The following is a 26,269-nucleotide window of genomic DNA, read 5'->3' as shown; positions in this document are numbered from 1 at the left end:
GAGGAATTTTTAATGACACTATCAACAAAAGATTTAGGCTACTGGTACGAAGATAACCGACGATTATTCGAAAACGTTAATTTAACTTTTGAAAAAGGCAAAATGTACGCAATTTTAGGTACGAGCGGTTCTGGGAAAACGACTTTTTTATCTCTGATAGCAGGATTAGATACACCAAAAAGTGGAGAAATTTTCTATGACGACAAATCGTTGAAAAAAATTGGATTGCGGGAATATCGTCGCAAAGATGTATCAATTGTGTTCCAAGCCTATAATCTACTGCCGTATTTATCAGCAGTAGACAATGTGGTAACAGCGATGGAGATTGCTCAAAGCCAACAGACAGATAAAAAAGCATACGCCTTAGCAAACTTAGAAAAAGTCGGAATCACTAAGGATTTAGCAGATAAAAAAGTTATGATGCTATCTGGTGGTCAGCAGCAACGAGTAGCAATCACTAGAGCCCTATGCTGTGAACACGATCTAATTGTTGCGGATGAACCGACTGGAAACTTGGATGAAGCAACTTCCAGAGAGATCGTTAAACTCTTCCAAGAGATTGCACATGAGCAAAAAAAATGTATTATTTTAGTCACCCACGAACAGGATGTTGCTAAAGACTGCGATGTGGTGTATGAACTGAAAAATCAAGAATTCAATCAAGTCTCTTAAACAAACATAATTTCGGTGTAACTAGTATGAATGAGCAGGAAATGAATAAGGTAGTAAGGAATATGAAGAAATTTCTCAAGATGCTGCTTTTGTCTCTCCGTTTATTCGTTTTTAGAGATACCAGAAGATCCTGGGACAAGTTTTATTCAGTCTCTTTTTTTAGTAATAGTCGTTTTTTTAGGTTGAGTGGAATTTTTTTCTCAACAGTATTTTATTCGGCACCAACTGTAAACATTTAATCGCTAAGAAAATCACTCAATTATTTTGAGTGATTTTTGCAGTTCTTATTTTTAAAACAAAGTGTTCATAAAATCAGCGTTTCTGTACACAGTATTTTTTTATCTAGTTTTTAAATTTTTAACTCCTTTTCGTGTTCATAAACTCATATCAAAATCTATGTTCAAATATACTAGTTGATTAAAGTTATGTTACAATAGATTTTGTAAAGGAGTGATTTTTTTGAAAATAGGATACGCCCGGGTGTCTACTGGTTTACAAAATTTGGATTTACAAGAAGATAGCTTAAATAAATTCGGATGCGAAAAAATTTTTTCAGATCATATGAGTGGTGCAAAAAGTAATCGGCCAGGATTAGAAACAGCCATTGATTTTGTACGATCTGGAGATACACTTGTCGTTTGGCGTTTAGATCGTCTAGGAAGAAATATGGAAGACTTGATTTCAATCGTCAATCGCTTGAATGAACGAGGTGTTAGTTTTCATAGTGTTCAAGAAAATATAACAATGGATAAATCAAGTTCTACTGGACAGCTTATGTTCCATTTGTTTGCAGCATTTGCGGAATTTGAACGAAATCTAATTTTAGAAAGATCTGCGGCAGGACGAGCGGCAGCTAGAGCAAGAGGGCGATTTGGAGGTCGTCCTGAAAAATTAAAAGCACAAGACTTAGAATTACTAAAGACTCTAGTTGATAGTGGAACACCGATTAAAACCATTGCCGAACGTTGGAATGTTTCTCGAACAACGATTTATCGCTATTTAGATAAAATGGAGGAAAAAAGTGGAAAAACAAATGTTCACTAGTTTTTCAGATGTTATGGAGAATAAAAAGAAAATCATTCAATTGTTGGAAAATCCTTTGATTTCAGGATATGGAATAGAAAAAATGTCAAATGGTCGACTCTATTCAGCAAATTATCAAAGATACAAAAAACGCGTTGAAAAAGAAAATAAGCCAATGGTTATTTTTGATACGATGTCAGTAAAAGTGGAAAAACTATTATTAGAGTTGGCCGAAGAAGTATTGCGAGTTCAGCCTAAAACAAAACAAGAATATAGAGAAATGATTGCAAGATATAGTTTTAGAAACGGAGAGATTTAAGATGGTTGTTCGAAAAAAATATGATCACTGGGGAATAGAAATTACTACGTGGAATAAGACAAATGTAGTTGCATATGTTGCTTGTGATTGTGGGCAATTGGCTAGAAGAGAGCTGGGAAAATATAATCATTTTAAGTGTAGTAGCTGTAAAAAAGAATATAAATTAAGCAATGGTTCTTATATAGAAATAGGTGCGGGAAAGAATTAAAACACTTTTAAAAACCATCATGAATTAGATCAAAGTAGATAATTCATGATGGTTTTTATTGAAAATAAAAAGAAGAGGTACATTTGAATTCTTTTTATGATAAATATAAAAATATGAAAGAAGTGTGAACAGTGAATACAGTAGTTCCTCTAAAAGATAAACGGTCAATAAATAAAATGAAAAAAAGTTTGCGTAAAGGGAGATATGGTGAGCGAAATGTGCTTATATTTTCTATGGGAATTAATACAGCCTATCGTATTTCGGATTTGAGAAATCTAAAATTATCAGATGTAGCAATGATAGAAGAAAATAAAATAGTGATTAAGAATAGATTGTCTTTAAAAGAACAAAAAACAGGGAAGTACAATTCTGTTATATTATCAGACCAATTACGAGAAGAACTTGAGATTTATATCAATAAAAATTTTACAGAATATGTAAATAATGATGAGTTAGAGCATTATCTTTTTCCTAGTGGAAAAGGGATAGATAGACCAATGAATCGTCAAACATTATGGGCCATTTTAAACCGTGCAGCAAGTGAAAATGGAATCTCAAATATAGGTAGTCACTCTATGAGAAAGACATTTGGTTATTTTTTATATAAAAACAAAGTACCTATAGAAATTATTCAGGATTTATTAAATCATTCTTCCCAAAGAGATACATTAAGGTATATAGGGATTACACAAGAAGATAAAGATATAGCTGTTATGAGTTTAAACTTATAAAAATATAAAAGTACAAAACAGAAGAATAAAAACCATATTTACAATTTTTATTCTTCTGCTTTGTGGTTCTATGAATGTATATCACAATTTTTTTGTTTTTTATGAATAATAGAGTCTTAAAAAAATAGTAACAGTTTACAGGACTTTGAACTAAACAAATGAACTGTTATGAGTAAAAATAAAACATATTTTTTACTTTATGTTTGAAAGAAAACCAGTGAAAAAAGGGAGCCAAATTGAGAAAACCAGTATAATAATGCTTACTTTTTGAAGCGTTGTTAATTTTTTTCGCTCAGTTTTAAAACTAAAGAGTAATAAAATGCTACTGAAAAAGCTTATAAAACTTGAAAAAATGTATATGAAATCGGACATTTGTTACCTCCAAAATAGTGTTAAATTTTATTTTGAATGGAAAAAAACAAAAGAGTGAATTAGCTCTTGAATGATTAATTCACTATGTGTTCAACCTAAAAAAAATATAAAAGGTTTTTCAACAAAAATCAATAGTTTTTTTGTTAAAGAAAGAATTAAAATAGTCGATATTATTTTTTAGAGATAGGGTGTTAAAAAAGTTAGAATCTATAGGAAACTATTCATAAAAAAGGTTGAATACTTGTAAATAGGGATGATAAAATTCTTGGTAACAAGATTTCTTACATTCTTAATTCATGCTAGAATACTAGAGGCTTATAATTTGTAAACTTTTTAACTCCTACCTCTAGTTTTTGTGCATGAAAAGTAGTATTGTATTTTGAGTTCTAGTTAAAAACTAATACTAGATAATAGGAGATCTCATTTTTAAATAATTTATTATACAAAAAGAACTAGGTTATTTTTGATAAGTAACTTAGTTCTTTTTTAGTAAATAAAAATGGTTATTATAAACTATTTTTTTCTGAATATTAATATAAAAAAACACTAGGTAAATGAATAAAACCTAGTGTTTTTGTGGAGTATTAATGATGCATTTTTGAATAGACAAAGTATAACATGTTTAAATTAGAAGCAAAGTTCCATTTTAAGAGCTTTTATTCTGCCAATCGGAAAAAGAAACGTAAAATTTTATTTTCGCTTTTCGTAGTCAGCATATTTGTAGGGAAAATGGTTAATAGAAGCATAAGAATATTGATAGTAAAATCTAAAAATGTAACTAGAATATTGTTTCCTAATGTAATATTTTCTTTGCTTCCTTCTATGAAATCAAAATTATAAACATAGCTATAAGTTCCTTGAGCCATAAAAAGTATAAAAGCTAAAAGATACAGACAAAGAGTTCCCCAACCTGTCAAACCGACATCACGAATTCGACGGACATTTAAGGCTAAGCTTGGAATAATTATGAATAAGATAAAGATAGAGACTACAATTAGCAGCCGTTTTAAAGCCTCCGCAGAAGAAGAAACAAACATTGAAAAAAAGAAAAACATTCCTAAAATTAAAGTTATTATAGTTAATAGAATAAATGCAAGTATAACCCACCAATAACCTGCACGTGTTGTTTGTCCTTTAAAATCGAAATACCCTAAAAAAAAGTCTTTGATTGCTTGTTTAAAAGATACTTTACCTTTTTGTTCAATTTTAGTCAAAATAATCCCTCCTGAAATTAGATATTTTATCAAAAAAGATTTCACTATATTGTATTATGAGGTGCAACATTTTTTAAAAGGGTTGTAATTCTATTTTTCATTATATAAGTATACTTAAAAATATATAGAATATGAAAAATAACAGCAATAAGAATATCCACCCAAAAGACTGGTGTGTAATATTTAATTTCAATTTACAAATCGAAAAAAAGTTGTTTATAATGACAAGTTAGAAATTGTTTTAGTTTTTTTGTATAATTTTTCCTAAAGATAGAAAAAAACAATGAAAGAGACGTAAGAAACTACCCAAATAAGTTCAACTAAAATTAGTGAAAGTTTAAGTACAAATGAAACATCTACGTCTGTTGAAAAAACGCCTCTGTATAACAGATACAAGGGCGTATAGTGTAAGTAAATGTAGTTGTTTTAGAATTTTGGGAAAAACTCTATGGTAAAAGGTAAACATATACAACAAACAAGTACTATAATATTGATTTTTTGCATAGTAGTTAAGTCTTTCCAGCTTTCTTTAAATGTAAATAAAAGTAGAATGCTACTAAAAAAACCAATGAAGCTTAAAATAATGCGAACAGTGTCCATATTATCCCTCCTTAAATTTATTTACTAAGAGAATTTAACAAAATTTTGATTCTATTTCAATAAATGATAAATATAATGAGAAAATCCTAATAAAATGATAACAGCCTACAATATTTTTTTATTGAAAACTATACCTTCCCTTTTTTTAACCATAAAAGTATATTTTAGTTATTATATCTCTTTTGTTTTGATACTGAACTATTTAAACCAAAGTTGATCTAAAAATCCTGAAAATATAAAAAAACTAATACAAATGGCGTGGAAGGTTAAAAATATTGCAAGTGCGTGGGTCAATTTATTTGATGGAATTTTTTTTCTGTTTTTTTTCTTGAAACGTAACCAAGCATCTGTTAAGCAAATCAAAGTTGCATGATATACTCCGTACATAATGTAATACCAGGTTAAACCGTGCCATATCCCCATAATTAAAAATAAAACAAAATATCCAATATTTGAAGCTACAATTTTGCTTTTGAACATGTTCTTTTTCATTAAAAAGAACATTAGTCGCATATATACATAATCACGGAACCAAAAAGATAAAGTCGTGTGCCAACGATTCCAAAATTCTTTTATATTCCAACTTAAGAAAGGCTTATTAAAATTCATAGGAGTATCATACCCCATTAAATAACTTGTTCCTACTGCAAATAAACTGTATCCAGCAACATCAAAAAAAAGATATAAGCTATAAACATACATATAACCTAAAGCCCACAATGAAATACCATCTTGTGCTAAAGCAATTTCTTTAACATATTGTAAAAGTTCATATAAATAATAACTAATAATGAATTTGTATAAAAAGCCTAAAAATAAACAAAAAATACCTCTATCTAGAAAGTCTAAATATTTTTCTGTATTGGGCGGACTTGTTAAATCTTTTTCAAAACGCCGATATCTATCAATTGGACCAGAAGAGATTGTTGGAAAAAAAAGTAAAAATTGAATGTAATGCCATGGATAGTATTCTTTAATCAATCCATCGCGCAAGTCGATATTTACTTGGACAGCTTTAAATGTTAGATAAGATATTCCTAAAAAGCCTATTGGAGTTTTCTCTAGCATAAATGGAGAAATTTTTACTAAGATAAGTGGCAAAATATTTAGAAAAATGAAAAGATAAAATATTTTATTTTTATTCTTATTCTTTCGATAAGTAGCATAAGTCCATGTCAATAGTGTTTGATAGATAGTATATACAATTATAGTTATACCTTGTTGCCATCGATGACCACCAAAACTTATATAAAGAAAAAGTAAAGTTATTAATGTTTGATACCAAGACCATCTTTCTCCTTTAAACATTAATGTTAAGATTATTGGTATCAATGCTATAATCAATAATACAAAATAAAATGGGGTGTAATATGGTACCATATGAGGAAAATTCATCACTATATTTCCACCAGTCTTTCATAGTTTTTTTCATCTATTAATCATAGTTAATAAAAAAAATATTTCCATATATAAGTCTAACGATTTTCTTACATTGTTGTAACATTTAGTATATCTAAAAAAACAATAGTGAGAAAAGAAGAATATTATACTGAAACGATTGCTTTCAGTAGGGTTATAATTCTATTTTGCATTACATAAATATACTTAAAAAATAGTAATAAGAATATCAGCTCCAAAAATTGGAGTGTAAAAAGTAGTGTATTGAATTCTTTATAGAAACGAATCTTACAGTTCATTATTCTGCATCGTAACTAAAAATTCTCAATAAAAAATACACTATCAAAAAAATTGGTTGGAATAGTGTAAAATACTGTGATTTTTTTAATAAAATATACTTACCACTGAGTATATTTGAATAGGGTAATAGAAAATATGGTTGTTTGTCACTATATGGAGGTTGTTTATAACAACAGATGTAAAATTTAAATCAAAGTCAATAAAATAAATGTGTATTTATTTTTTTTATGATTGCAAATAAGTTAAAGAACTACAAATTGATATTGTTGTATAAGCTATTTATTAGGTAAAAAACAATGAAAGAGACACAAGAATTTTTTGTCTCTTTTGTAAACTAAAAAAGTTGTTATTCTATTATTCTTTTTTGTTTGATATGTAAGGGTTTAATTTATAAAAAAAGGTATTTTTTCATTTTTTTTATTTAATCCTATTGAAGAAAATATTATTTTTTTGTAATCTTTTACATAGAGATATTCCTTGCAAAAGAGACAAAAAATTCTTGAGTCTTTTTTCTGAAGATGAGAAATCACTTTAAGAGAAGTTGTAAAAATAGTAAAAGAGGAAAGGTGTTTATCTCGCATTGCATAGCAAAATTGGATAAAACTAAATTGCTTTTTAAAGGGATAAGTTAGTTTTATTATATAAAATTAAAGAGGGAGGAAGTGTGTTTGCAGCAGAATCAGAAATAGCTCTTACCTCTTCTTACCCCTTAAGAGAGGAGGTAATCAGCGTTGTAAGAAGTCAAATTTTTATAGCTGTTTAATCAAGCCTATAAGTTTAAAATTTTGTATGGTTTCAAAAAGTAATAGGGAGTGATAAGGGTTTGACTAAGAATAGAATGTATTGGTTAGTCATAAAAAATTTTTTCTTAGGAGTGTTTATCCTATTTATTCTGGGAGGAATGACAACAAGTGCACAAGAGTTGGATTATAAGAACACCTTGCCATATTATGGCTATAATGAAAACTCTGAAAATAATGGACAAGGCTATTTGAGAAAGACGGTTGCTGTTTTAGGTGTTGGAAATATATCTGATAATACGGCAATAAGCTCGGGGAATCAATCACAAAATGGCTCTTCTATTAGTGGTGGTTGGAAAGTAGGCCCAAATGATAAAGTAGTAATGGATTTGCATGTAGAAGGTATGTTATTGAAAAAAGAAATAAATAGAGTGAATTTTGAGTTTTATTATAATGATGTAATTGAGATTGATACAACTATTGCGCCACAAGTTGTTCTTCCAGATGGAAAATCACAGCCTTTAACTTGGGGAAAAGATGTAATATATAGTCCTGAAAATAAGAAAATTACAGCTTCATTGACTCCAGATCAGTTGTTAATGCCAGATAATAATTATAGTCCGGCGATAAGAATTCAGGGACAAATAAAAGAGTTTTCTATTGGAGATTACTCCCAAATTCCATTAAATTTGCGAATTACTACACAAGCAGCGGATGGGAATACGTATGTTTCTGGTGTAACAGGTTATTTTAGTTCTAAAAATCAGTTAACAGCACAAAAAACAGTGAAAAATTTAAGTGATACTTCTTCGGACAAATTTTACGAAGGAGACACTATTGAATATGTAAGTGAATTAAATAATACAGTAGCTAAACCTACTGTTGATGTAAAAAATATTACTGTTGAAGATGAATTACCAACAGGGTTTGAGTATGATCCTGATTCACTAGTTATTAGTAAAGTAGGAGTGACTGGGGAAGAAATCATCACAAATCAAGTAACAATGCATGAAAATTCAACGAAAAAAATCAGCTTTACATTAAATAGTTTGGAAGCAAACATGAAATTAATTGTAAAATACCAAGGGAAAATTTCTACAGGTATTACAGAGCTGACAAACACAGTAAAATTTATTGGGAGTCAACAAAATGTAGCAAATAATCCTATGATAGTAACCAATACTATTCAAGTAAATAAAGATTTGAGTAGTATTGAAGTAAAAGATTCTTCGATTTTTGTTGGAGATCCATGGAAGAAAGAAGATAATTTTGTTTCAGCGACTGACAGATCAGGAACTCCATTGACTGTTGATCAAATACAGGTAATTGGAAATGTCGATAATCAAAGGCCAGGAAAATATCCAATAACTTATAAAAATGGCAGCATTGAAAAAATTGCTACAGTTACTGTAAAAGGAAAACTGGAATTGAATGTTCCAAGTACTTTTGATTTTGGAATACATGAATTAGAAAAAGGAACAAGCTATTATGAGCCACGCTTTTCTGAAAATGAAGAATTTACTGTTATTGATAGACGAGGAAAAGGAAGTAAGTGGCAATTGACAGCTAAAATGAATTCTGTGTTAACAAATAATGAAGGAAAAGAACTTCCTAACAGTTTAATTTATAAAACAGAAAGTGATGAACAAATTATTACACAAAATTCTGCACAATTGATAGCAAGTAAAACAACTACTGAGTCGGAAGATAGCACAGATATAACAGTAAATTGGAATGCTCAAAAAGGAATCTTATTGAAAATTAAAACAGGTGAGGCTTCAATAGGAGAGTATACAGGAACAATTGAATGGACGTTAAACGATACGCCATAGAAAGGAATAGAAGCGATGAAAAAAGTCTATCAATGGTTGTTAATGGGTAGCTTAATGGTTTTGACTTTTTGTTTAGGCATTACTACTTATGCAGAGTCTAAAACGAGTCAAGCTGGAATTACTTTTACTGGTGATGGTTCGATTGAAGTCTCTGTAACTTTGCAAAAAAAGGATAAAGAAACAAAAGAAGTATTATCAGGAGCGACGTTTGAACTACGAGATGAAAAAGGAGCAGTAGTAGAAGTAGCTCAATCGATGACGACAGATGGAAAAGGAGAAATACACCTTACCCGATTGTTTCCAGGAAAATATACGTTTGTGGAAACAAAAAGCCCAAAGGGGTATCAACTAGATCAAACCCCAATCCCATTTGAAGTGGGATTTGATCAAACTTCTGTAAAGGTTACAGCTTATAATGAAAAAAGTAAAAAAACAGGTGGTACAACGCAATCAACAACACCTGTAGAGAGTACGAATAAAAATCAAAGTACAAGCAGTAAAGAGCCTGTAGCTCAAAAACAAGAAGTAGCTAAAAAAGCAAAAGGAAACCTTCCAAAAACAGGTGTCAAAATGTCATACGTTTGGATGATTCTAGGTATTCTTATTTTGGCAAGTGCTATTTATGGGATGTATCGGAAATATATAACAAAGTAGCTAAACAAGTGGAATAAACAAAATTTGAATTTTGTTTATATAAATAATTTTTTAAGAAAGAAGGAGAAAATTTATGAAATCAATGAAATTAACTAGTGCATTGACAGTGGCTATGATTGCAGGAGGGATTGGATTCTCTTCAATTTCTGCAGATGCAGTAGCACCACAACAAACTACAGGGAAAGTGACATTTACTGCAGGGGACTTAACGTTGGATAAAGTGCCAAGTTTTGATTTTGGTACACAACAAATTACGACACAAGATAAAGATTATGATGCGCAAGCACAAAGTGAAGTTCAGGTGACAGATTTACGTGGTTCTTCAGCTGGATGGACACTAACAGTTACAGCAGGGAAGTTGAAAGCTGGAGTAAAAGAATTAACAGGGGCTCAAGTTAGTCTAGCTAGTGGAGTAGTAGCTAATTCAAGTAATGAAACAGTCACAGCTTCAGATACGACTTTGACACCAGAACAGTCAGTGAAAGTGATGAATGCAGCAGCTGGAAACGGAAATGGAGTGACGACTGGGACTTGGCAAACAACAGGCGTGAAATTACACGTTCCAGGAACTTCAACAAAATCAGCAGAACAATATACTGCAGATTTAACTTGGACATTAACGGATGCGCCAGCATCATAAATAATAAAAGAAATAGAGGGAAGCAAATCGCTTCCCTTTTTTCAAAGAATAATGGGTGTATTTAACAGTGGGAAGAAAGTAAATGGAGTAAAGAAATATGTATGAAACAAGATGTATAAATGATGAAAAAATTCTTCAAGACAAGAACAAAATTAAAGCGACACGAATAGAATTATTACGTTTGATAGCATTAGATGATGAATGGCATAGAGATGAAACCAGTGAATTATATAAGAAAATTATGGCGTGTAGTGAAGAATTACGACGATTAACTTCTGATAAGAGAAAAATTCGTAGAATGAGTCAAGAAGAATATATGCGTTTACGAGCATTGGGGTATACACTTCATGAGATTGCGGATTATTATGGTGTCTCTGTATCTTATTTAAATAAATGGCGTCAGAACAAAGGGATAATCGTATAACTAATGAAAGAAGGGATGAACTGTGAAAAAAAGATGGCAACAAGTACAATCAATTATGCTTTCCTATCTTGCAACAATTATAGGATTACCTGTAATCTATTCTTTGGACCAACAACTGCCTATATTTAGTGGCTTTACAGATACTTGGTGGCAGACAATTGTTTATACATTTCCCATGATTTTAGTAATTGGACTAATTAAAACGATTAGAAAGGATGAAAGAGTATGAAACAAATAGCAGTATACATAGGAGTAGGAATCATTTCGCTATTCAGTTTAATAGGTTTTTCCCTTACGGGAGTAGCGACAGAAAATCAAGCAGATTTTTCAGTGAATGCAGAACAATCTGCGTATCAAGTGGATAAAAGCAAAACATATTTTGATTTGTCGTTACCTGTGAATGAATCTGTGCCTCTGGTTATACATGTAACAAACAATTCAGAGGAAACAATTGAAGTGGCAGGAGAATTGAGTCCAGCAACCACCAATATTAATGGTGTAGTGGAATATGGTAAGACTCAAAATCAACTTACTTCGAGTGTCCCTTTTGATATTACAAAAGTTGCTTCTTTTGAAAAAGAAAAGCAAACAATTGCCCCTAAACAAACGGTAGATTTTGTAGTAAATGTTTCTGTTCCGACTAAAGATTATGCAGGGGTTGTGGCAGGAGGAATTACTCTTCGGGATGTTACAGAAGAAAAGACTTCAGATGAAACAAAAGGGATGTTTAAAAATAAATTTGCCTATGCCATTGCGTTACTTGTTCATGGAGACAAAACACCTGCAGAAAATGCCGTTGCGTTAAAAGAAGTAACCCCTACACAGGTAAATAGTCGGAATGTAGTTAGTGCAGCAATTGAAAATAAAACGGCAAACTATATTAATAAAGTATCGATTGAAGCAAGTGTAACAGATGCTAGTGGAAAAGAAGTGTTAAGTGAAAAGAAAGAAGACATGCAAATAGCGCCTAGTAGTCTGTTTCAGTTTCCAATTTATTATGAAAAACAAGCAATGAAGGCAGGAAAGTATACGTTAAAAATGACCGTAAGGTCAGAAAAGCAAGAATGGCAATTAAAAAAATCATTTACAATTACAGAAGAAAAAGCCACTGCATTGAATAAAACAGATGTTTCAAAGAAAGAAGAAAGTAGAAATGTTCAGTGGTTAGTACTTGGTTTAGTAGGAATTGTTTTCTTATTGTTGTTTATTCTTATAGTTGTATTGAGAAAGAAACGATAAGTAATTTTTAATCATTTCGAAAAGTTATTATACCTATGCTCGTTAAATCTTTGATTATTTTATGAATCCAGTCTGAAAATAAAAGAAAAAGCCTTCACTTAGAAGGCTTTTAAAATTATTTGTTTTTAAACAAAGTTGAAGTATTGGCAAAAATGATTGTGCCAATAGTTGCACTAAATATAAGCAGAGAAAAAATACCTGGAGAAAGTAAATTAAAAGTTTGTAAAACTAATAAGAAACACAAGAAAAACAGCAAGCAAGCGACCAATTTCCCCAAATTTTTCCCATTCATTTTTTTTCGTTCTTCTTTTGAAGAGGTATTATAACCTGCGATTAACATTAACCACTTGCCACGAAATAATTGAATGCCAATCAACGCAAAGAAAAAAATAATGATAAAAGATACGCATATTTCACTTGTTACCATAAAAATCACCTCTCTTCTTATTAAGATTGTAAATTAAAGCTTTGAAATGAAATAAGGAAAATCATTTTTTGATAATAAAGTAACAAACTACACTTATAATTACAGAAAATTTAAGAAAAGAAAAAATGTAAGGAGTAAGCAAATTAAAAATTTGCGAAAGTATGAGAAAAATTGCAAAAAAAATTGAAAAAAGTCGTAAAATTGATAAAATAATAGTGTGCAACAACCATATCCTTAATATAATAGTGCCAGTATGTATGCGTAAAGTAATACCTCAAATTTTTATGGTTGTTGCTTTTTTTATTTTAGAGATGTATAAAGCATCATAAAATTAAGCTAAATAGCTAATCTTATGGTGTTTTAAGTGAAGTAAAATTAACCAAGCGCAAAAAATAGAAATATAAAATATAAAACTGGATAAATGTTGATAATACCACCTAAAATAAAACCAATTTTTGGGTAAGTTTTATATTCTTTTTTATAATTGAAAATAGCTAAAATAAAACCAATAATTCCTAAAATTAGTCCTACTACCGTTTGTTGAGAATGAATATATAGTTGTGGTGTAAGTACTAAAAGGTTTGCTACTACTCCTAAAAAAAGAATGAATACAGTTAAATATTTCTTCATACAGTTTCCTCCTTAAGATTAGTTAAGAATATAAAGATTTATACATATAAAATAATTTGAAGATTCAATAAAGTCAACAAAATAATCATTCAATAATTCTAAGAATAAAAAAACGACGGGTTTTTAATAAAATATGCTAAAAAAATCAAGAGTGTATTGTAAAATCATGAGCATTATGCATAATATTTTTTGTTGTTTCAATTTACGAAGGGTAATGACGGTTGTTTGTAGCAGAATCTCGTTACTGTTTTATTTTTTTATTAGTAAGAGATAAATAAAACGAAAATAATCGTTAAAAAGTGAGTTAATAATGGTTGATATGATATAAATATATTAGAAAATCTTGTTGTGTATATAGAAGAAGTGTTTAGATTTAAGTATTTTTCAGGATTGCAAGAAGCTTTTAGAAATTCTGAATTTAATAAGTCTTGGATATATAGCATTTGAAAATAATATTATAAAGAGATGAAAGTGAGTAAGATTTATGGAATTATGTTATTGGGAACTAAATCCTGAAATTTTATTTAGAATGAATCCATATTATAAACGTGTTATTAGAAAGAATGGTAACGAGTATCCAAAGCATGTATTAGATTTAATATCGATTTACAATGAATATTCAGAAAAATGCATAATTTTACAACGAAATATTGATTTTTATAATTTTAAAAACAATATTGTAAAATTATTTGAATATGAAGCAGTTTTGTCAGAAATAAGTTACTATCTTTCGGAAGTAGATTTAACTGTTATGGAAGAAGATATGCATACATTAATTCAGCAAGAGTATTTAATAGATTATTATTATAAACTAGGTAATGCACATAAGGAAGGGAATTTCTTAGTATCTTTATTAAAATCTAAGATGTTGGAACAACGACAAATAAAGTTTGAATTGTGTCAGAGAGAGGATGTAGAATAGATGCATATAGTAATTTGTGACTCGGACAAAAAATACGCTGAAATTTGTAAAGACTTAATTAGTGAGTGCTTAGAAAAAACAGAATATTTTGCCAAGTTTTCATTTAAGAAAAATATTGATGAATTATATTTTTTTATTGAAGATAATCTTTTAGATATCGATCTAATCTATGTAGATATAAATATAGATAGAGATTTGGAAGTTATAAAAAGAATACGACTTTTAGGTTATGATAAAGAAATTGTATTTTATACAAAAACAGGAAAATTTGCTATAGATGGATATGATGTGGATGCACTAAATTACATAATAAAAGACAATGGAGAGAAAGAGAAATTTAAGCGTGTTTTAAAGAAGGCCATTTTGCGTAATGAAAAAAGAATGAGAGAGTCTATTGTGTTAACTTGTGCAGGAAAAAGTAAATGTATTTTTTTAGAGGAAATTTTTTATTTTGAGATTTGTGCGAGAATAGTGAGTGTTCATTATGGGCAATATAGTACTTTTGAATTTTATTCAACAATGAGTAGATTGGAAGAACAGCTTACGAATAAAGGTTTTATTCGTATTCACAAGTCTTATTTAGTTAATAAAAAAAATATAGCAAAAGTAACTTCGAATCAAGTTATTTTAACTAATAATGAAGTAATACCTTTAGGAAGAAAATACAAAAACAATATTTATTAAGGGAGATGTATTTATTACAAAAGGAGAGGAAATTTTTGAGATTTGTTCGTTTTTTTTTCATAGTCGTTGTAGCTATTGTTATAATGACGCTAAATATAGAAAAAGTAGAATCAGTAGATATGAATGATTCAGTTAATATCAACTTAGAACATAGGCATGTGGATAGTTTAGATTATTGTATGAGAATAAATGATATAAAACTTTTTTTAAGTGAAATTCAGTTTCTTAATGAAGAGAATTTAAAAGGATACATATTAGAATTGTCTGATCCAAAAGTTTTATATCGTTCCAATTGGAAAAACTATGATGGAGAGATGTATCTAGATATTTCGAATTTAAACAAAGAGGAAAGCTTAGAAGGAGTACCTGTAACATTATCTCTTCCTAGTATTACTGCTGGAGTAAAATCTGAACTTACTTTTTTTATTTATATAATTAATGATATTATTCCAGAACAGCCAGAGCAACCAGAGCAACCAGAACAGCCAGAACAGCCAGAGCAACCAGAACAGCCAGAGCAACCAGAACAGCCAGAGCAACCAGAGCAACCAGAACAGCCAGAACAGCCAGAGCAACCAGAACAGCCAGAACAGCCAGAGCAACCAGAGCAACCAGAACAGCCAGAACAGCCAGAGCAACCAGAGCAACCAGAACAGCCAGAACAGCCAGAGCAACCAGAGCAACCAGAACAGCCAGAACAGCCAGAGCAACCAGAACAGCCAGAGCAACCAGAGCAACCAGAACAGCCAGAACAGCCAGAGCAACCAGAACAGCCAGAACAGCCAGAGCAACCAGAGCAACCAGAACAGCCAGAACAGCCAGAGCAACCAGAACAGCCAGAACAGCCAGAGCAACCAGAGCAACCAGAACAGCCAGAACAGCCAGAGCAACCAGAACAGCCAGAGCAACCAGAGCAGCATTTAAAGAAAGATGAAATATTTAAAGAAAATAAACGAAATTTAAATATAATATTAATGACTATACTTTTGACTATTTGTTCATTTTTAGGGACATCAGTTATATCAGATTTTAGGATTTTATATTGGTATAAAAAAGAAAGGGATTGTAGATGAATATTTTATTAATCATTATCTGTACTATTTTATCTGTAACAAAATTTTATTCAAAAAAAAAATTGCGAGATATTGATGGGGTAGGAGAAGTGATTACTAGTATGCCAGAAAATGCAAATGTAATATTATCTTTTAAAAGCGTAGAAGAATAGTATCAAAGAACTTTATTATACAAAAAGACGAGTATTCTAATTTTTCATTAAATAACTCAAGTGATTTAATAAAAAAATGTAAAGAATTTAAAGTAATAGTTGAAAAATATTTTTCGATATAAATAATTATTTGTAGTTTAAAAAATTTAAGACAAAAAAAATTGTAATTTGTAACATAAGCTAGCAATTGTTCTAGCTTTTTTTATATAATTTTATCGATAAAAAGTAGATGAAAGGAGAAGAGTAATGAAAAAATCTATATCTGTAGTAACCATAGTTTCTCTTTTTAGTTCAATACTTCTACCTACGGTAGTTATAGCAGAAGATAGTGAATTAAAAGTATCAAATGAAAAAGAAAGTACAATTATATCGGAAGAAACAAAAGATGTAGCTGGAGAAAGTTCAGAGAATAATGGAAAAACAGAGTTTGTGGATAATGTAGAAACCGATTTGTCAAAAAGTAACCAAGACAATGTAGCTATTAATAGTGACCAAAATATTGTAGAAAACGAATCTTTATCTAAAGAAGAAAAAGAAACCGCACCCGCGCCAATTTCTTTAAATGATAATGATACGAATGTTGAATCAACAGTAGCTGATAAAACTAGGACAAAGAGTACACCGGAGGGTGCTTTTACAGTTTATGGAGGAACAATTACGGGATATGATGCTACGCTTGGAGGAACTGATGTAGTTATTCCAGAATCAATAAATGGCATTCCTATTACAACTATTGCGGACAGCGCTTTTTCAAACAAAGGCATTACCTCAGTAACGTTTCCTAACACAGTGACCAGAATTGATCGATTAGCCTTTGATAATAATCCTGCTTTAACTAATGTTCAGCTTCCGTCAAATTTAACAACTATTGGTATGGGGGCTTTTCGAGAATGTGGCTTAACAAATGTGGTTATTCCAGATAGCGTAACAACGCTAGATTCTTATGCTTTTTATTGGAATAAATTAACGGATGTAACTATTGGATCAGGAGTAAGCTATATTAGTTCGTGGGCGTTTGCAAACAATCCATTAGTAAATGTTAATCTTGGAAATGTTACAAGGATAGGTGAACGAGCATTTACTGGAACAACAATTAATGAATTAGTAGTTCCTGCCACAGTTCAGAGGATTGAACGGCAAGCGTTTGAAAATGCAAACATTAATAAATTAGTATTAACGGAAGGTTTAAGTTATATAGGAGTATCTGCGTTTAGAAATTCGATGTTTCAAACATTGGAACTACCTAATAGTGTAACAACAATTGAAAATGCTGCGTTTGCAAGTGGAAAACTAACTACGGTGAAAATAGGAACAAGTTTGAAGACTATTAATTCTAGTACGTTTGCGAATAATCAAATATCTACTATAGATTTTTCTAATGTAGAAACAATAGGAGAACAAGCGTTTTTGGGGAATAATTTTGGAGAGTTAACGTTGCCAAACGCTCTTACTACTATAGGAAACTCAGCTTTTTCAAATAGTAATATTCATACGATTCATTGGGGAAATAGCATTAAGAGTATTGGGTCAAGTGCCTTTAGTTCTAACCAAATAAAAAAACTGACAGTAAGTGCAGAAAAAATTGGTTACGGTGCGTTTGGACGTAATCCATTAGAAGAAGTTACGTTAGCCGACTCTGTCAAAACAGTAGAAGCGAATGCTTTCATGGGAGATAGTAATAATCCTACCTTAAAAAAAATTGACTTAGGACAAGGTGTGGAAAGCATTGGAGATAGAGCATTTTCATATGGGTTGGTTGAAAGTTTACAACTTCCAGCTTCTTTAAAAACGGTAAGTTCAGGTGCATTCAGCTATAACAAACTTGCTTATCTTGAACCAGGAAGCACTAATCCCAAGATAAATTATGGAAGACAAGTGTTAAATGATAGAAATGTTGTTAATAATTCTCAAGAGAAAACAATAACAATTAATCTCACAGAGCTTTATCCAGGGATTGATCCAAGAAAAATTACTATTACTAGAATTAGATATGGTGTATCAACACAAGATACTCCTTTTACCTATGATTCGACAACAGGGGATTTGACTTTTGATTCTAGGGGAGTAGGCGGTAGTACAATTTATTATGATTATAAAGTGGACGGACAAACTGTTTTGTCGGTAGAACAATATTTGCGTTATATTAACCAATGGACTGTTACGTGGAAAGATTGGAATGACAGTATTTTTCAAAAGGATGTACTTGAAGGGCCATATGGAAGTGCTCTAACAGCAACTTACCCAACGAATTCTCCTACACGTTTGGGCTATACTTTTAGTCATTGGGCAAGAGAAAACTATACTGGAGGGTTTCCAGAACTTAGAATTGAAAGCGATGCATCGTTCAAAGCTCACTATACACAAAATAATTATCAGCTAAACTATAATTACAACTATCCAGATGGGACTACAAAAATTGATAAAACTTCAACTACTTGGGAAAAGGATGGTTTGAATAATCGATATGCAAGCTTTCCTGGCTATGATTTCCTTGGCTGGGATTACAATGGGCAGTTGGTTACTTCAACAGATACAGTTGCAACACTCCTTAATAATGTAGATCCAGGTGATGGTGCCGAAATTACTTTTACTGCTCGATGGGCGAAGAAAAAAGTGTATATGACTGTACCAGATACCATTGATTTTGGCAGCCAAAAGTTAATAAAAGGAACACAGTATTATAAAGCAACGGTTCAAGGGGATCCTTTAGCTGTTTATGATGAACGTGGTCGTGGAAGTAAGTGGCAATTGACAGCTAAATTGACAAATGAATTAACGAATACGTCAATTAATAAAAAACTGGAAAATGCATTGATTTACAAAGAGTCTAGTACTGAAAAGATTCTTTCTTCAAATGCAGCACAAATAATTAAAAGCTATACAACATCGAAAGATTCAGAGGTTACAAAAATTTCTGATTCTTGGACGAGACAACAAGGATTATTGTTAAAAGTAGAACAAGGAAAGGCAAGTATAGGAGAGTATACAGGAACAATTGAATGGACGTTAAACGATACGCCATAGAAAGGAATAGAAGCGATGAAAAAAGTCTATCAATGGTTGTTAATGGGTAGCTTAATGATTTTGACTTTTTGCTTAGGTATTACTACTTATGCAGAGTCTAAAACGAGTCAAGCTGGAATCACCTTTACTGGGGATGGTTCAATTGAAGTCTCTGTAACTTTGCAAAAAAAGGATAAAGAAACAAAAGAAGTATTATCAGGTGCGACGTTTGAACTACGAGATGAAAAAGGAACAGTAGTAGAAGTAGCTCAATCGATGACGACAGATGAAAAAGGAGAAATACACCTTACTCGATTGTTTCCAGGAAAATATACGTTTGTGGAAACAAAAAGCCCTAAGGGCTATCGATTAGATAAAACACCAATACCATTTGAAGTGGGATTTGATCAAACTTCTGTAAAGGTTACCGCTTATAATGAAAAAAGTAAAAAAACAGGTGGTATAACACCTACAGAAAGCACGAACAAAAATGAAAGTACAAGCAATAAAAAGTCAGTAACTCAAAAACAAGAAGTAGCTAAGAAAGCAAAAGGAAACCTTCCAAAAACAGGTGTCAAAATGTCATCCGTTTGGATGATTATAGGTATCCTTATTTTGGTAAGTGCTATTTATGGGATGTATCGAAAATATATAACAAAGTAATAGAATAAAATGAGGAAGAAAGGAAAGTTTATGAAATCAGTGAAATTAACTAATGTATTAACAGTGGCAGTAGTTGTAGGAGGAATTGGCTTTTCATCAACTTCTGTATATGCAGTTGATCCACAAGTAACAACAGGAAAAGTAACTTTTACACCAGGAGATTTAACATTGGATAAAGTACCAAATTTTGATTTTGGTCAGCAGCCGATTTCTACACAAGACAAGTTATATGGAACAACCACAAAAAGTGAAGTTCAGATAACAGATTTACGAGGAACATCAACCGGATGGGGATTAACTGTAAAATCTACAAAACTCGCAGCAAGTGGGAAAGAGTTAAAAGGAGCGCAAATTAGTTTTAAAGGAGGAAAAGCTTCAAATAGCAATACAGAAGCAATAAATGTAGTGGATGAGAGTACATTAATTCCTGAAACAGCAACTAAAATAGTATTTGCAGAAGCGGGCTCTGGAAATGGGATTTCAAAAATTACTTGGAATGAAAGTGGTGTGAGATTATTTGTGCCAGGCTCTTCAACAAAATCAGCAGAACAATATACTGCAGATTTAACTTGGACATTAACAGATGCACCTACACAATAAAGCTATATAAGGTGGTAAAAAAAACAATTCCAGATGTTTGTTTGATATAAAATCTTTTTAAGAAAGAAGGAGAAAATTTATGAAATCAATGAAATTAACTAGTGCATTGACAGTGGCTATGATTGCAGGAGGGATTGGATTCTCTTCAATTTCTGCAAATGCAGCACCACAAAACCAAAATTCTACAGGGGAAGTAACTTTCATACCAGGAAATTTAACATTAGATGCTGTACCTGACTTTGATTTTGGACAACAGCAAATTACTGCTCAAGATAAGAATTACAATGCACAATCAGCAAGCGAAGTCCAAGTTACAGATTTACGTGGTTCTTCTGCAGGGTGGGAACTTACAGTCAATGCTACACAACTAGAATCGAAAGGGAAAGCATTGACTGGGTCACAAATTAATCTAACAAATGGTGTAGGAACAAATAACAATGGTGAAACTGTAACGGTTTCTAATAGTGTTTTAGTACCTAGTACTGAAGTAAAAGTAATGAGTGCAGCACAAAATAACGGAAATGGAATTTCCAAAGGAACATGGCAAGCAACAGATGTAACTTTGCATGTGCCAGGAACCACAACAAAAGCTGCTGGGCAATATACAGCAACGTTAACGTGGACACTAAAAGATGTTCCAACTGCACCATAATAACAGCAAAAAAAGGGAAGCAAATCGCTTCCCTTTTTTCAAAGAATAATGGGTGTATTTAACAGTGGGAAGAAAGTAAATGGAGTAAAGAAATATGTATGAAACAAGATGTATAAATGATGAAAAAATTCTTCAAGACAAGAACAAAATTAAAGCGACACGAATAGAATTATTACGTTTGATGGCATTAGATGATGAATGGCATAGAGATGAAACCAGTGAATTATATAAGAAAATTATGGCGTGTAGTGAAGAATTACGACGATTAACTTCTGATAAGAGAAAAATTCGTAGAATGAGTCAAGAAGAATATATGCGTTTACGAGCATTGGGGTATACACTTCATGAGATTGCGGATTATTATGGTGTCTCTGTATCTTATTTAAATAAATGGCGTCAGAACAAAGGGATAATCGTATAACTAATGAAAGAAGGGATGAACTGTGAAAAAAAGATGGCAACAAGTACAATCAATTATGCTTTCCTATCTTGCAACAATTATAGGATTACCTGTAATCTATTCTTTGGATAAACAACTGCCTATATTTAGTGGTTTTACAGATACTTGGTGGCAAACAATTGTTTATACATTACCCATGATTTTAGTAGTTGGACTAATTAAAATGATTAGAAAGGATGAAAGAGTATGAAACAAATAGCAGTATACATAGGAGTAGGAATCATTTCGCTATTCAGTTTAATAGGTTTTTCCCTTACGGGAGTAGCGACAGAAAATCAAGCAGATTTTTCAGTAAATGCAGAACAATCTGCGTATCAAGTGGATAAAAGCAAAACATATTTTGATTTGTCATTACCCGTGAATGAAGCTGTTCCTTTGGTTATACATGTAACAAACAATTCGGAGGAAGCAATTGAAGTGGCAGGAGAATTGAGTCCAGCAACCACTAATATTAATGGTGTAGTGGAATATGGTAAGACTCAAAATCAACTTACTTCGAGTGTCCCTTTTGATATTACGAAAGTTGCTTCTTTTGAAAAAGAAAAGCAGACAATTGCCTCTAAACAGACGGTAGATTTTGTAGTAAATGTTTCTGTTCCGACTAAAGATTATGCAGGCATTGTGGCGGGAGGAATTACTCTCCGGGATGTTACAGAAGAAAAGACTTCAGATGAAACAACAGGGATGTTTAAAAATAAATTTGCCTATGCTATTGCGTTACTTGTTCATGGAGACAAAACACCTGTAGAAAATGCCGTTATGTTAAAAGAAGTAACCCCTACACAGGTAAATAGTCGGAATGTAGTTAGTGCAGCAATTGAAAATAAAACGGCAAACTATATTAATAAAGTATCGATTGAAGCAAGTGTAACAGATGCTAGTGGAAAAGAAGTGTTAAGTGAAAAGAAAGAAGACATGCAAATAGCGCCTAGTAGTCTGTTTCAGTTTCCAATTTATTATGAAAAACAAGCAATGAAGGCAGGAAAGTATACGTTAAAAATGACCGTAAGGTCAGAAAAGCAAGAATGGCAATTAAAAAAATCATTTACAATTACAGAAGAAAAAGCTACTGCATTGAATAAAACAGATGTTTCAGAGAAAGAAGAAAGCAGAAACGTTCAGTGGTTAGTACTTGGCTTAGTAGGAATTATTTTCTTACTGTTGATTATTCTTATAGTTGTATTGAAAAAGAAGAAATAATGAGGGATTTAAAATTAGCAAAAAAATTGGTAAAATGAACTAAGGTAACGATCGCACCCTCAATATAATAATGTCATGAATTTAAACCTCGATTTTTTTGCGGTTGTTACCTTTTTATTTTGGGATGGAAAATTTCTAAATGTCCTCTTTATTTCTTTTTGTTATTTCGCCAGTGATAAACTCCTGTTAAGATAGCGGCTATATAAAAAAGGCAGATACTTAAGAAGAGTATATTCATGATTTCCTCCTAGTTAAATAAAAGTCATGAATAATTGTACCAAGATTTTTTAGAGAAGTTAAGATTGAAATAGGAAAGTTAATACGATAAAATTTTTATAGACTGTTACGTTGAAATTGTTCTTCAGAGACTATTTCTTCCAAACCACCTACTAACTAGATAGGTGGTTTTAATCATTATTTTCGGAGGTTGTGTTTTGGCCAAAAAAAGTAAAGATTTAATAGATATCGGATCCTTTGTGCATTGTCAATCTGTCATGGGACAAACGCTCAAAGGAAAAGTTGAAGTGATAAATCAATATACAGTGATTGTTTTTGATGGAGAATTTCGTCATGTGGTCACGAAAAAACAGTTGAAAGAGTTAGGCTATTCTTTACCAAATAAAAGAAAAAAATAAGCAGAGAGGGATTCCTTTTTGCTTATTTTTTCGTTCGTATAGATTGTTGATCGAAGTCGAAAAGTGCACCTTCACAGTCAAGAGTTCCCTTCTTTTTATCTGAAGATATTTCAGATATTACTCCATGTAACCCTCCAATAGTCACAACAGCGTCTCCTGGTTGTAAATTGCTTAAAAAATCTTGTCGTTCTTTTTGTTGCTTTTTTTTGTACGAAACAGATAAAAATACATAGCAACAATGACTAACAGCATGATAAGCATCGGTTTCATTTCTCCTTGTTAATTTGAAAATTTATATATAGACATCAAGGCTATTCTATAAAAAGAAAATATTGATGGCAATATTTGTTTCGAATGAAATGGTACAATAATCAGGTAAAAAACAATTGAAATTGATGGATACCAACTTACAAAAATGTTAGGGAAATTCTTTTATTTTTACATTTACAAAACTATACCAATAGTTCTATAATTTCTATATAGAAGACGTTTTCTAATTTTTATTTTCGAGGGGAACATTCATGAAAAAGAAATTAGTTAAAGGCTTAGTTATTTGTGGCATGATTGGAATTGGTTTTACAGCATTAGGAACAAATGTAGAAGCTGGCACGTATTACGGAAATGGGGTCTATTGTAATAAGCAAAAATGTTGGGTAAATTGAGGACAAGCTTGGTCAGAAGGAGTTAAACGTTGGGAAGATAATTTGTTTGGTAGTTTTAGTGGAGGAAGGATTTAAATGATTGATATTGAGGGAACAAAAAAATAATTCATGAACTATATAATAGTTTAATGAAGCGTGATAAGACCAAAGCTATATTAGATATTACAGATGTTTTACTGCAAGTCTATAAAAAAATAGATAGTGAAAAATATCCAGAAATATTAATAAATAAAATGGTGAATTATATCTATATTGTTGGATTTGACAATAAAATTCATTTTTTAGGAAATGATGAAAAGTTATTAATTGAATTGGGAGATATATCTAAAAAGGCTGAAATTAACAGTAAATATAAAGCTAATTTCACAGACAAGTCTCAATTCTATAGTTATTCTGAAAAAGTACCTATTAGGTAGTAATGGTTCTGCGTTCAATCAAATAATTACAAAATCTTGTTGTCCTAGACAACTTTGTAGTTTTTTTAATCTAGGTAACTTTTTAGTTATTTACTCTGATATTGGAATTTAGTTGTGGATGAAAATTTATAGGTATGCAAATTTTTTTACAAAGGTATGATAATAAAGAGATGAAGAAATCGATATTTTTTAAAATTATTATGGTAGTAGTTATATATGTAGTTTTTTTAATTAGTAATATAGGTATAGAATATATACCTATAGAAGATCCGTCTGTTTTAAAATCTGTTTTACAATTTGGTTTTAACTGTATTTTAGCGTGGATTTCATATTTATTAGTAAGAACGTTTAAGTTAACTAATGATAGATTGTTAACTAGTAAAATTACAAATATCTGGCTAGCGATATTAGGAATAATTCTAGTGCTGTTTTTATTGATAGTAATAAATATTCCAAAAAATACTGAAGATATTTTCAGTGGAGGACTAAATTTATTAGTAAATTCTTTTTTTGTAGCTATTGCAGCAGCTGTATTTGAAGAATTTTTAGTTAGATTATTAGCATTTTCATCATTTTTAGAAATATTTAAAAAAAATAAGTATTCTTTAGTTTTTGCTTCAATAGCGTCTTCCTTTTTATTTGGAGTATTGCACATTTCTAATTTAACAACGCAATCTTTTGAAGCAACCATGCAGCAAATTTTTTATGCAACAGTTTTAGGCTTATGCTTCTCTGTAATCCGAATTCGATTTAATGGATTAAAATATGTTATTTTCTTGCATTTTTTAATCGATTTTCAGCCAACAATAATTGACAAAGGAACTGCGGCATCGTCTTGGGAACAAATATTTTTAGTATTTATACCAATTGCGATTGTGTCTATTATTTGCTTAATTCAATTAAATAAAGATAATAAGAATTTGAATTATTTATTTTAAAAAGGACAAAGTTGTATAAAAGATAGGAAAAGCTGAAAGCTTCAAGGGAAATTAAAAAAATGGTTGGGTGTAGCATGAGCCCTAGGCTCCTAGATAGGAAGGATTAGTTTAAAATGAATAAACAACAAGAATTGCTAAAGTTACTTAGTAAATCGTATAATGCCCCTAAAATAAATGAATATAAGGGTTTGAAAGATAAGTTATTTGAGTGTGCCAAAAGATTGACAACTAATGAAACTAATATTGGTGAAGTTTGTTATAAATTAAGTGCAATTAATAGTGAGTATTTAGCAAGACATCATTTTGAAATGCCTGAATCAATTATTGAATTGCAAAAATTTATGACTAAAGAGGGTCAAAAATATAGAGGCTGGGCGTCTATCGCTATTTGGAGTTAAACAATCGTTTTTTTAGGAGAGTTTATGGATACCAAAAAGAAAGAAGTACTAGAAAAAATTATTCAATTAACAAATAATGCATTAGCGAATCCACAAATTTTTTCAGATAAAAACTTAAAGGATCTTTTATTGAAAATAAGAAAAGAAGCTTTATCAGGAAAATTATTCTATGATTTTAGAAAAGAGCTACAACCAATAATTAGTGGATTTACGTTAAGAAATAATTTTCAAACGCCTAGTGAACTGTTAGAATTACTAACACTGATACAACCACTTAAAGGATGGTCAGGATTTTAATTAAATATAAACTAGTATGTATTACACAAAAACTCACTGTCGATTAGAGCAGTGAGTTTTTTAGTTGTTTTTTGACTATATTTATGAATCT

The 26,269-nt window shown here is 30.9% G+C and carries 33 protein-coding genes and 1 pseudogene; 29 read left to right on the top strand and 5 right to left on the bottom strand.

Features of this window, described 5'->3' with window-relative positions:
* Positions 1-12: 12 nt before the first annotated feature.
* The 5 genes from IGJ04_RS14985 (at position 13) to IGJ04_RS14965 (ending at position 2,953) form a co-directional block, all read left to right on the top strand.
* The gene (locus IGJ04_RS14985) at positions 13-672 is read left to right on the top strand and encodes an ABC transporter ATP-binding protein (protein ID WP_016632537.1); all 660 of its coding nucleotides are present in this window, start codon (positions 13-15) and stop codon (positions 670-672) included.
* A 459-nt stretch (positions 673-1,131) separates the two neighbouring features.
* On the top strand, positions 1,132-1,716 hold the full coding sequence (locus IGJ04_RS14980; RefSeq protein ID WP_431449856.1) for a recombinase family protein: 585 nt from the start codon (positions 1,132-1,134) through the stop codon (positions 1,714-1,716).
* 13 nt (positions 1,717-1,729) lie between these two features.
* Positions 1,730-2,014: a hypothetical protein gene (locus IGJ04_RS14975; RefSeq protein WP_438840344.1), complete on the top strand. Its 285-nt coding sequence runs from the start codon at positions 1,730-1,732 to the stop codon at positions 2,012-2,014.
* A 1-nt stretch (position 2,015) separates the two neighbouring features.
* A complete protein-coding gene (locus IGJ04_RS14970) occupies positions 2,016-2,222 on the top strand; it encodes a hypothetical protein (protein ID WP_010818055.1) in 207 nt (68 codons plus the stop codon).
* Between the two features lie 131 nt (positions 2,223-2,353).
* Positions 2,354-2,953 carry a tyrosine-type recombinase/integrase gene (locus tag IGJ04_RS14965; protein WP_192411281.1) on the top strand — a complete coding sequence of 200 codons (600 nt, stop codon included), beginning with the start codon at positions 2,354-2,356 and terminating at the stop codon, positions 2,951-2,953.
* A gap of 1,028 nt (positions 2,954-3,981) precedes the next feature.
* Here the strand turns inward: IGJ04_RS14965 and IGJ04_RS14960 are convergent.
* Both IGJ04_RS14960 and dltB read right to left on the bottom strand, forming a co-directional pair.
* The gene (locus IGJ04_RS14960) at positions 3,982-4,539 is read right to left on the bottom strand and encodes a DUF805 domain-containing protein (RefSeq protein WP_181034000.1); all 558 of its coding nucleotides are present in this window, start codon (positions 4,537-4,539) and stop codon (positions 3,982-3,984) included.
* A gap of 798 nt (positions 4,540-5,337) precedes the next feature.
* Complete coding sequence (gene dltB / locus IGJ04_RS14955; RefSeq protein ID WP_181034001.1) at positions 5,338-6,537, bottom strand: D-alanyl-lipoteichoic acid biosynthesis protein DltB; 1,200 nt, start codon at positions 6,535-6,537, stop codon at positions 5,338-5,340.
* Between the two features lie 1,201 nt (positions 6,538-7,738).
* Between dltB and IGJ04_RS14950 the strand changes: the two genes are divergently transcribed.
* The 6 genes from IGJ04_RS14950 (at position 7,739) to IGJ04_RS14925 (ending at position 12,366) form a co-directional block, all read left to right on the top strand.
* Positions 7,739-9,409: a bacterial Ig-like domain-containing protein gene (locus IGJ04_RS14950; RefSeq protein WP_438839919.1), complete on the top strand. Its 1,671-nt coding sequence runs from the start codon at positions 7,739-7,741 to the stop codon at positions 9,407-9,409.
* Positions 9,410-9,424: 15 nt separating this feature from the next.
* Complete coding sequence (locus tag IGJ04_RS14945; protein WP_202579640.1) at positions 9,425-10,063, top strand: SpaA isopeptide-forming pilin-related protein; 639 nt, start codon at positions 9,425-9,427, stop codon at positions 10,061-10,063.
* 73 nt (positions 10,064-10,136) lie between these two features.
* Positions 10,137-10,703: a WxL domain-containing protein gene (locus tag IGJ04_RS14940; protein WP_202579671.1), complete on the top strand. Its 567-nt coding sequence runs from the start codon at positions 10,137-10,139 to the stop codon at positions 10,701-10,703.
* A 97-nt stretch (positions 10,704-10,800) separates the two neighbouring features.
* Positions 10,801-11,127: a hypothetical protein gene (locus IGJ04_RS14935; RefSeq protein ID WP_438840378.1), complete on the top strand. Its 327-nt coding sequence runs from the start codon at positions 10,801-10,803 to the stop codon at positions 11,125-11,127.
* A 22-nt stretch (positions 11,128-11,149) separates the two neighbouring features.
* Positions 11,150-11,356 carry a hypothetical protein gene (locus tag IGJ04_RS14930; RefSeq protein ID WP_202579669.1) on the top strand — a complete coding sequence of 69 codons (207 nt, stop codon included), beginning with the start codon at positions 11,150-11,152 and terminating at the stop codon, positions 11,354-11,356.
* Positions 11,353-12,366 (top strand): DUF916 and DUF3324 domain-containing protein, encoded by a 1,014-nt coding sequence (locus IGJ04_RS14925; protein ID WP_438840377.1) that lies wholly within the window; start codon positions 11,353-11,355, stop codon positions 12,364-12,366. The genes IGJ04_RS14930 and IGJ04_RS14925 overlap by 4 nt, the downstream gene beginning before the upstream one ends.
* A gap of 115 nt (positions 12,367-12,481) precedes the next feature.
* Here IGJ04_RS14925 and IGJ04_RS14920 read toward each other — a convergent pair whose 3' ends face one another.
* On the bottom strand, positions 12,482-12,793 hold the full coding sequence (locus tag IGJ04_RS14920; RefSeq protein ID WP_258076852.1) for a DUF3784 domain-containing protein: 312 nt from the start codon (positions 12,791-12,793) through the stop codon (positions 12,482-12,484).
* A gap of 161 nt (positions 12,794-12,954) precedes the next feature.
* Between IGJ04_RS14920 and IGJ04_RS14915 the strand changes: the two genes are divergently transcribed.
* Positions 12,955-13,122 carry a hypothetical protein gene (locus tag IGJ04_RS14915; RefSeq protein WP_438840376.1) on the top strand — a complete coding sequence of 56 codons (168 nt, stop codon included), beginning with the start codon at positions 12,955-12,957 and terminating at the stop codon, positions 13,120-13,122.
* Positions 13,123-13,168: 46 nt separating this feature from the next.
* Here IGJ04_RS14915 and IGJ04_RS14910 read toward each other — a convergent pair whose 3' ends face one another.
* A complete protein-coding gene (locus IGJ04_RS14910; RefSeq protein ID WP_104680800.1) occupies positions 13,169-13,423 on the bottom strand; it encodes a hypothetical protein in 255 nt (84 codons plus the stop codon).
* 484 nt (positions 13,424-13,907) lie between these two features.
* On the opposite strand from IGJ04_RS14910, the gene IGJ04_RS14905 reads away from it, so the two are divergent.
* From IGJ04_RS14905 to IGJ04_RS14850, 12 genes are all read left to right on the top strand, one after another.
* Complete coding sequence (locus IGJ04_RS14905; RefSeq protein ID WP_431449894.1) at positions 13,908-14,345, top strand: hypothetical protein; 438 nt, start codon at positions 13,908-13,910, stop codon at positions 14,343-14,345.
* Positions 14,346-15,029, top strand: coding sequence for a LytR/AlgR family response regulator transcription factor (locus IGJ04_RS14900; RefSeq protein WP_430605195.1), 684 nt, complete (start codon positions 14,346-14,348; stop codon positions 15,027-15,029).
* Between the two features lie 119 nt (positions 15,030-15,148).
* Positions 15,149-16,102, top strand: coding sequence for a hypothetical protein (locus IGJ04_RS14895; RefSeq protein WP_438840375.1), 954 nt, complete (start codon positions 15,149-15,151; stop codon positions 16,100-16,102).
* Entirely contained in the window at positions 16,099-16,254 is a 156-nt protein-coding gene (locus IGJ04_RS14890) for a hypothetical protein (RefSeq protein WP_181034005.1), read from the top strand. Before IGJ04_RS14895 ends, IGJ04_RS14890 begins: the two co-directional genes overlap by 4 nt.
* Before the next feature lie 246 nt (positions 16,255-16,500).
* Positions 16,501-19,278, top strand: coding sequence for a leucine-rich repeat protein (locus IGJ04_RS14885; RefSeq protein WP_438840374.1), 2,778 nt, complete (start codon positions 16,501-16,503; stop codon positions 19,276-19,278).
* 15 nt (positions 19,279-19,293) lie between these two features.
* On the top strand, positions 19,294-19,920 hold the full coding sequence (locus IGJ04_RS14880; RefSeq protein ID WP_431449891.1) for a SpaA isopeptide-forming pilin-related protein: 627 nt from the start codon (positions 19,294-19,296) through the stop codon (positions 19,918-19,920).
* Between the two features lie 30 nt (positions 19,921-19,950).
* Positions 19,951-20,520, top strand: a complete 570-nt coding sequence (locus IGJ04_RS14875; RefSeq protein WP_289868208.1) for a WxL domain-containing protein — start codon at positions 19,951-19,953, stop codon at positions 20,518-20,520.
* 79 nt (positions 20,521-20,599) lie between these two features.
* On the top strand, positions 20,600-21,172 hold the full coding sequence (locus IGJ04_RS14870; RefSeq protein ID WP_438840373.1) for a WxL domain-containing protein: 573 nt from the start codon (positions 20,600-20,602) through the stop codon (positions 21,170-21,172).
* Between the two features lie 94 nt (positions 21,173-21,266).
* Entirely contained in the window at positions 21,267-21,593 is a 327-nt protein-coding gene (locus tag IGJ04_RS14865; RefSeq protein ID WP_192411286.1) for a hypothetical protein, read from the top strand.
* A 22-nt stretch (positions 21,594-21,615) separates the two neighbouring features.
* Entirely contained in the window at positions 21,616-21,822 is a 207-nt protein-coding gene (locus tag IGJ04_RS14860; protein WP_104680817.1) for a hypothetical protein, read from the top strand.
* On the top strand, positions 21,819-22,832 hold the full coding sequence (locus IGJ04_RS14855) for a DUF916 and DUF3324 domain-containing protein (protein WP_438840372.1): 1,014 nt from the start codon (positions 21,819-21,821) through the stop codon (positions 22,830-22,832). Before IGJ04_RS14860 ends, IGJ04_RS14855 begins: the two co-directional genes overlap by 4 nt.
* Before the next feature lie 434 nt (positions 22,833-23,266).
* Positions 23,267-23,467: a hypothetical protein gene (locus IGJ04_RS14850; RefSeq protein WP_010709164.1), complete on the top strand. Its 201-nt coding sequence runs from the start codon at positions 23,267-23,269 to the stop codon at positions 23,465-23,467.
* A 22-nt stretch (positions 23,468-23,489) separates the two neighbouring features.
* Here the strand turns inward: IGJ04_RS14850 and IGJ04_RS14845 are convergent, their stop codons facing one another.
* A complete protein-coding gene (locus IGJ04_RS14845; RefSeq protein WP_438840404.1) occupies positions 23,490-23,759 on the bottom strand; it encodes a preprotein translocase subunit YajC in 270 nt (89 codons plus the stop codon).
* 229 nt (positions 23,760-23,988) lie between these two features.
* On the opposite strand from IGJ04_RS14845, the pseudogene IGJ04_RS14840 reads away from it, so the two are divergent.
* The 5 genes and pseudogenes from IGJ04_RS14840 to IGJ04_RS14820 all read left to right on the top strand — a co-directional run.
* A pseudogene (locus IGJ04_RS14840) lies at positions 23,989-24,126 on the top strand (leucocin A/sakacin P family class II bacteriocin); the annotation flags it as partial.
* Positions 24,127-24,257: 131 nt separating this feature from the next.
* The gene (locus IGJ04_RS14835) at positions 24,258-24,545 is read left to right on the top strand and encodes a bacteriocin immunity protein (RefSeq protein WP_225624574.1); all 288 of its coding nucleotides are present in this window, start codon (positions 24,258-24,260) and stop codon (positions 24,543-24,545) included.
* 134 nt (positions 24,546-24,679) lie between these two features.
* On the top strand, positions 24,680-25,483 hold the full coding sequence (locus IGJ04_RS14830) for a lysostaphin resistance A-like protein (RefSeq protein WP_438840371.1): 804 nt from the start codon (positions 24,680-24,682) through the stop codon (positions 25,481-25,483).
* A 113-nt stretch (positions 25,484-25,596) separates the two neighbouring features.
* The gene (locus tag IGJ04_RS14825) at positions 25,597-25,881 is read left to right on the top strand and encodes a bacteriocin immunity protein (protein WP_192411290.1); all 285 of its coding nucleotides are present in this window, start codon (positions 25,597-25,599) and stop codon (positions 25,879-25,881) included.
* Between the two features lie 24 nt (positions 25,882-25,905).
* Positions 25,906-26,178 carry a bacteriocin immunity protein gene (locus IGJ04_RS14820; RefSeq protein WP_192411291.1) on the top strand — a complete coding sequence of 91 codons (273 nt, stop codon included), beginning with the start codon at positions 25,906-25,908 and terminating at the stop codon, positions 26,176-26,178.
* The last annotated feature ends 91 nt before the right edge of the window (positions 26,179-26,269 follow it).

The organism is Enterococcus sp. AZ050 (assembly GCF_051715085.1).
GTDB classification, from domain to species: Bacteria; Bacillota; Bacilli; order Lactobacillales; family Enterococcaceae; genus Enterococcus; species Enterococcus faecalis.
This window is presented reverse-complemented; position numbering and strand designations above follow the sequence as displayed.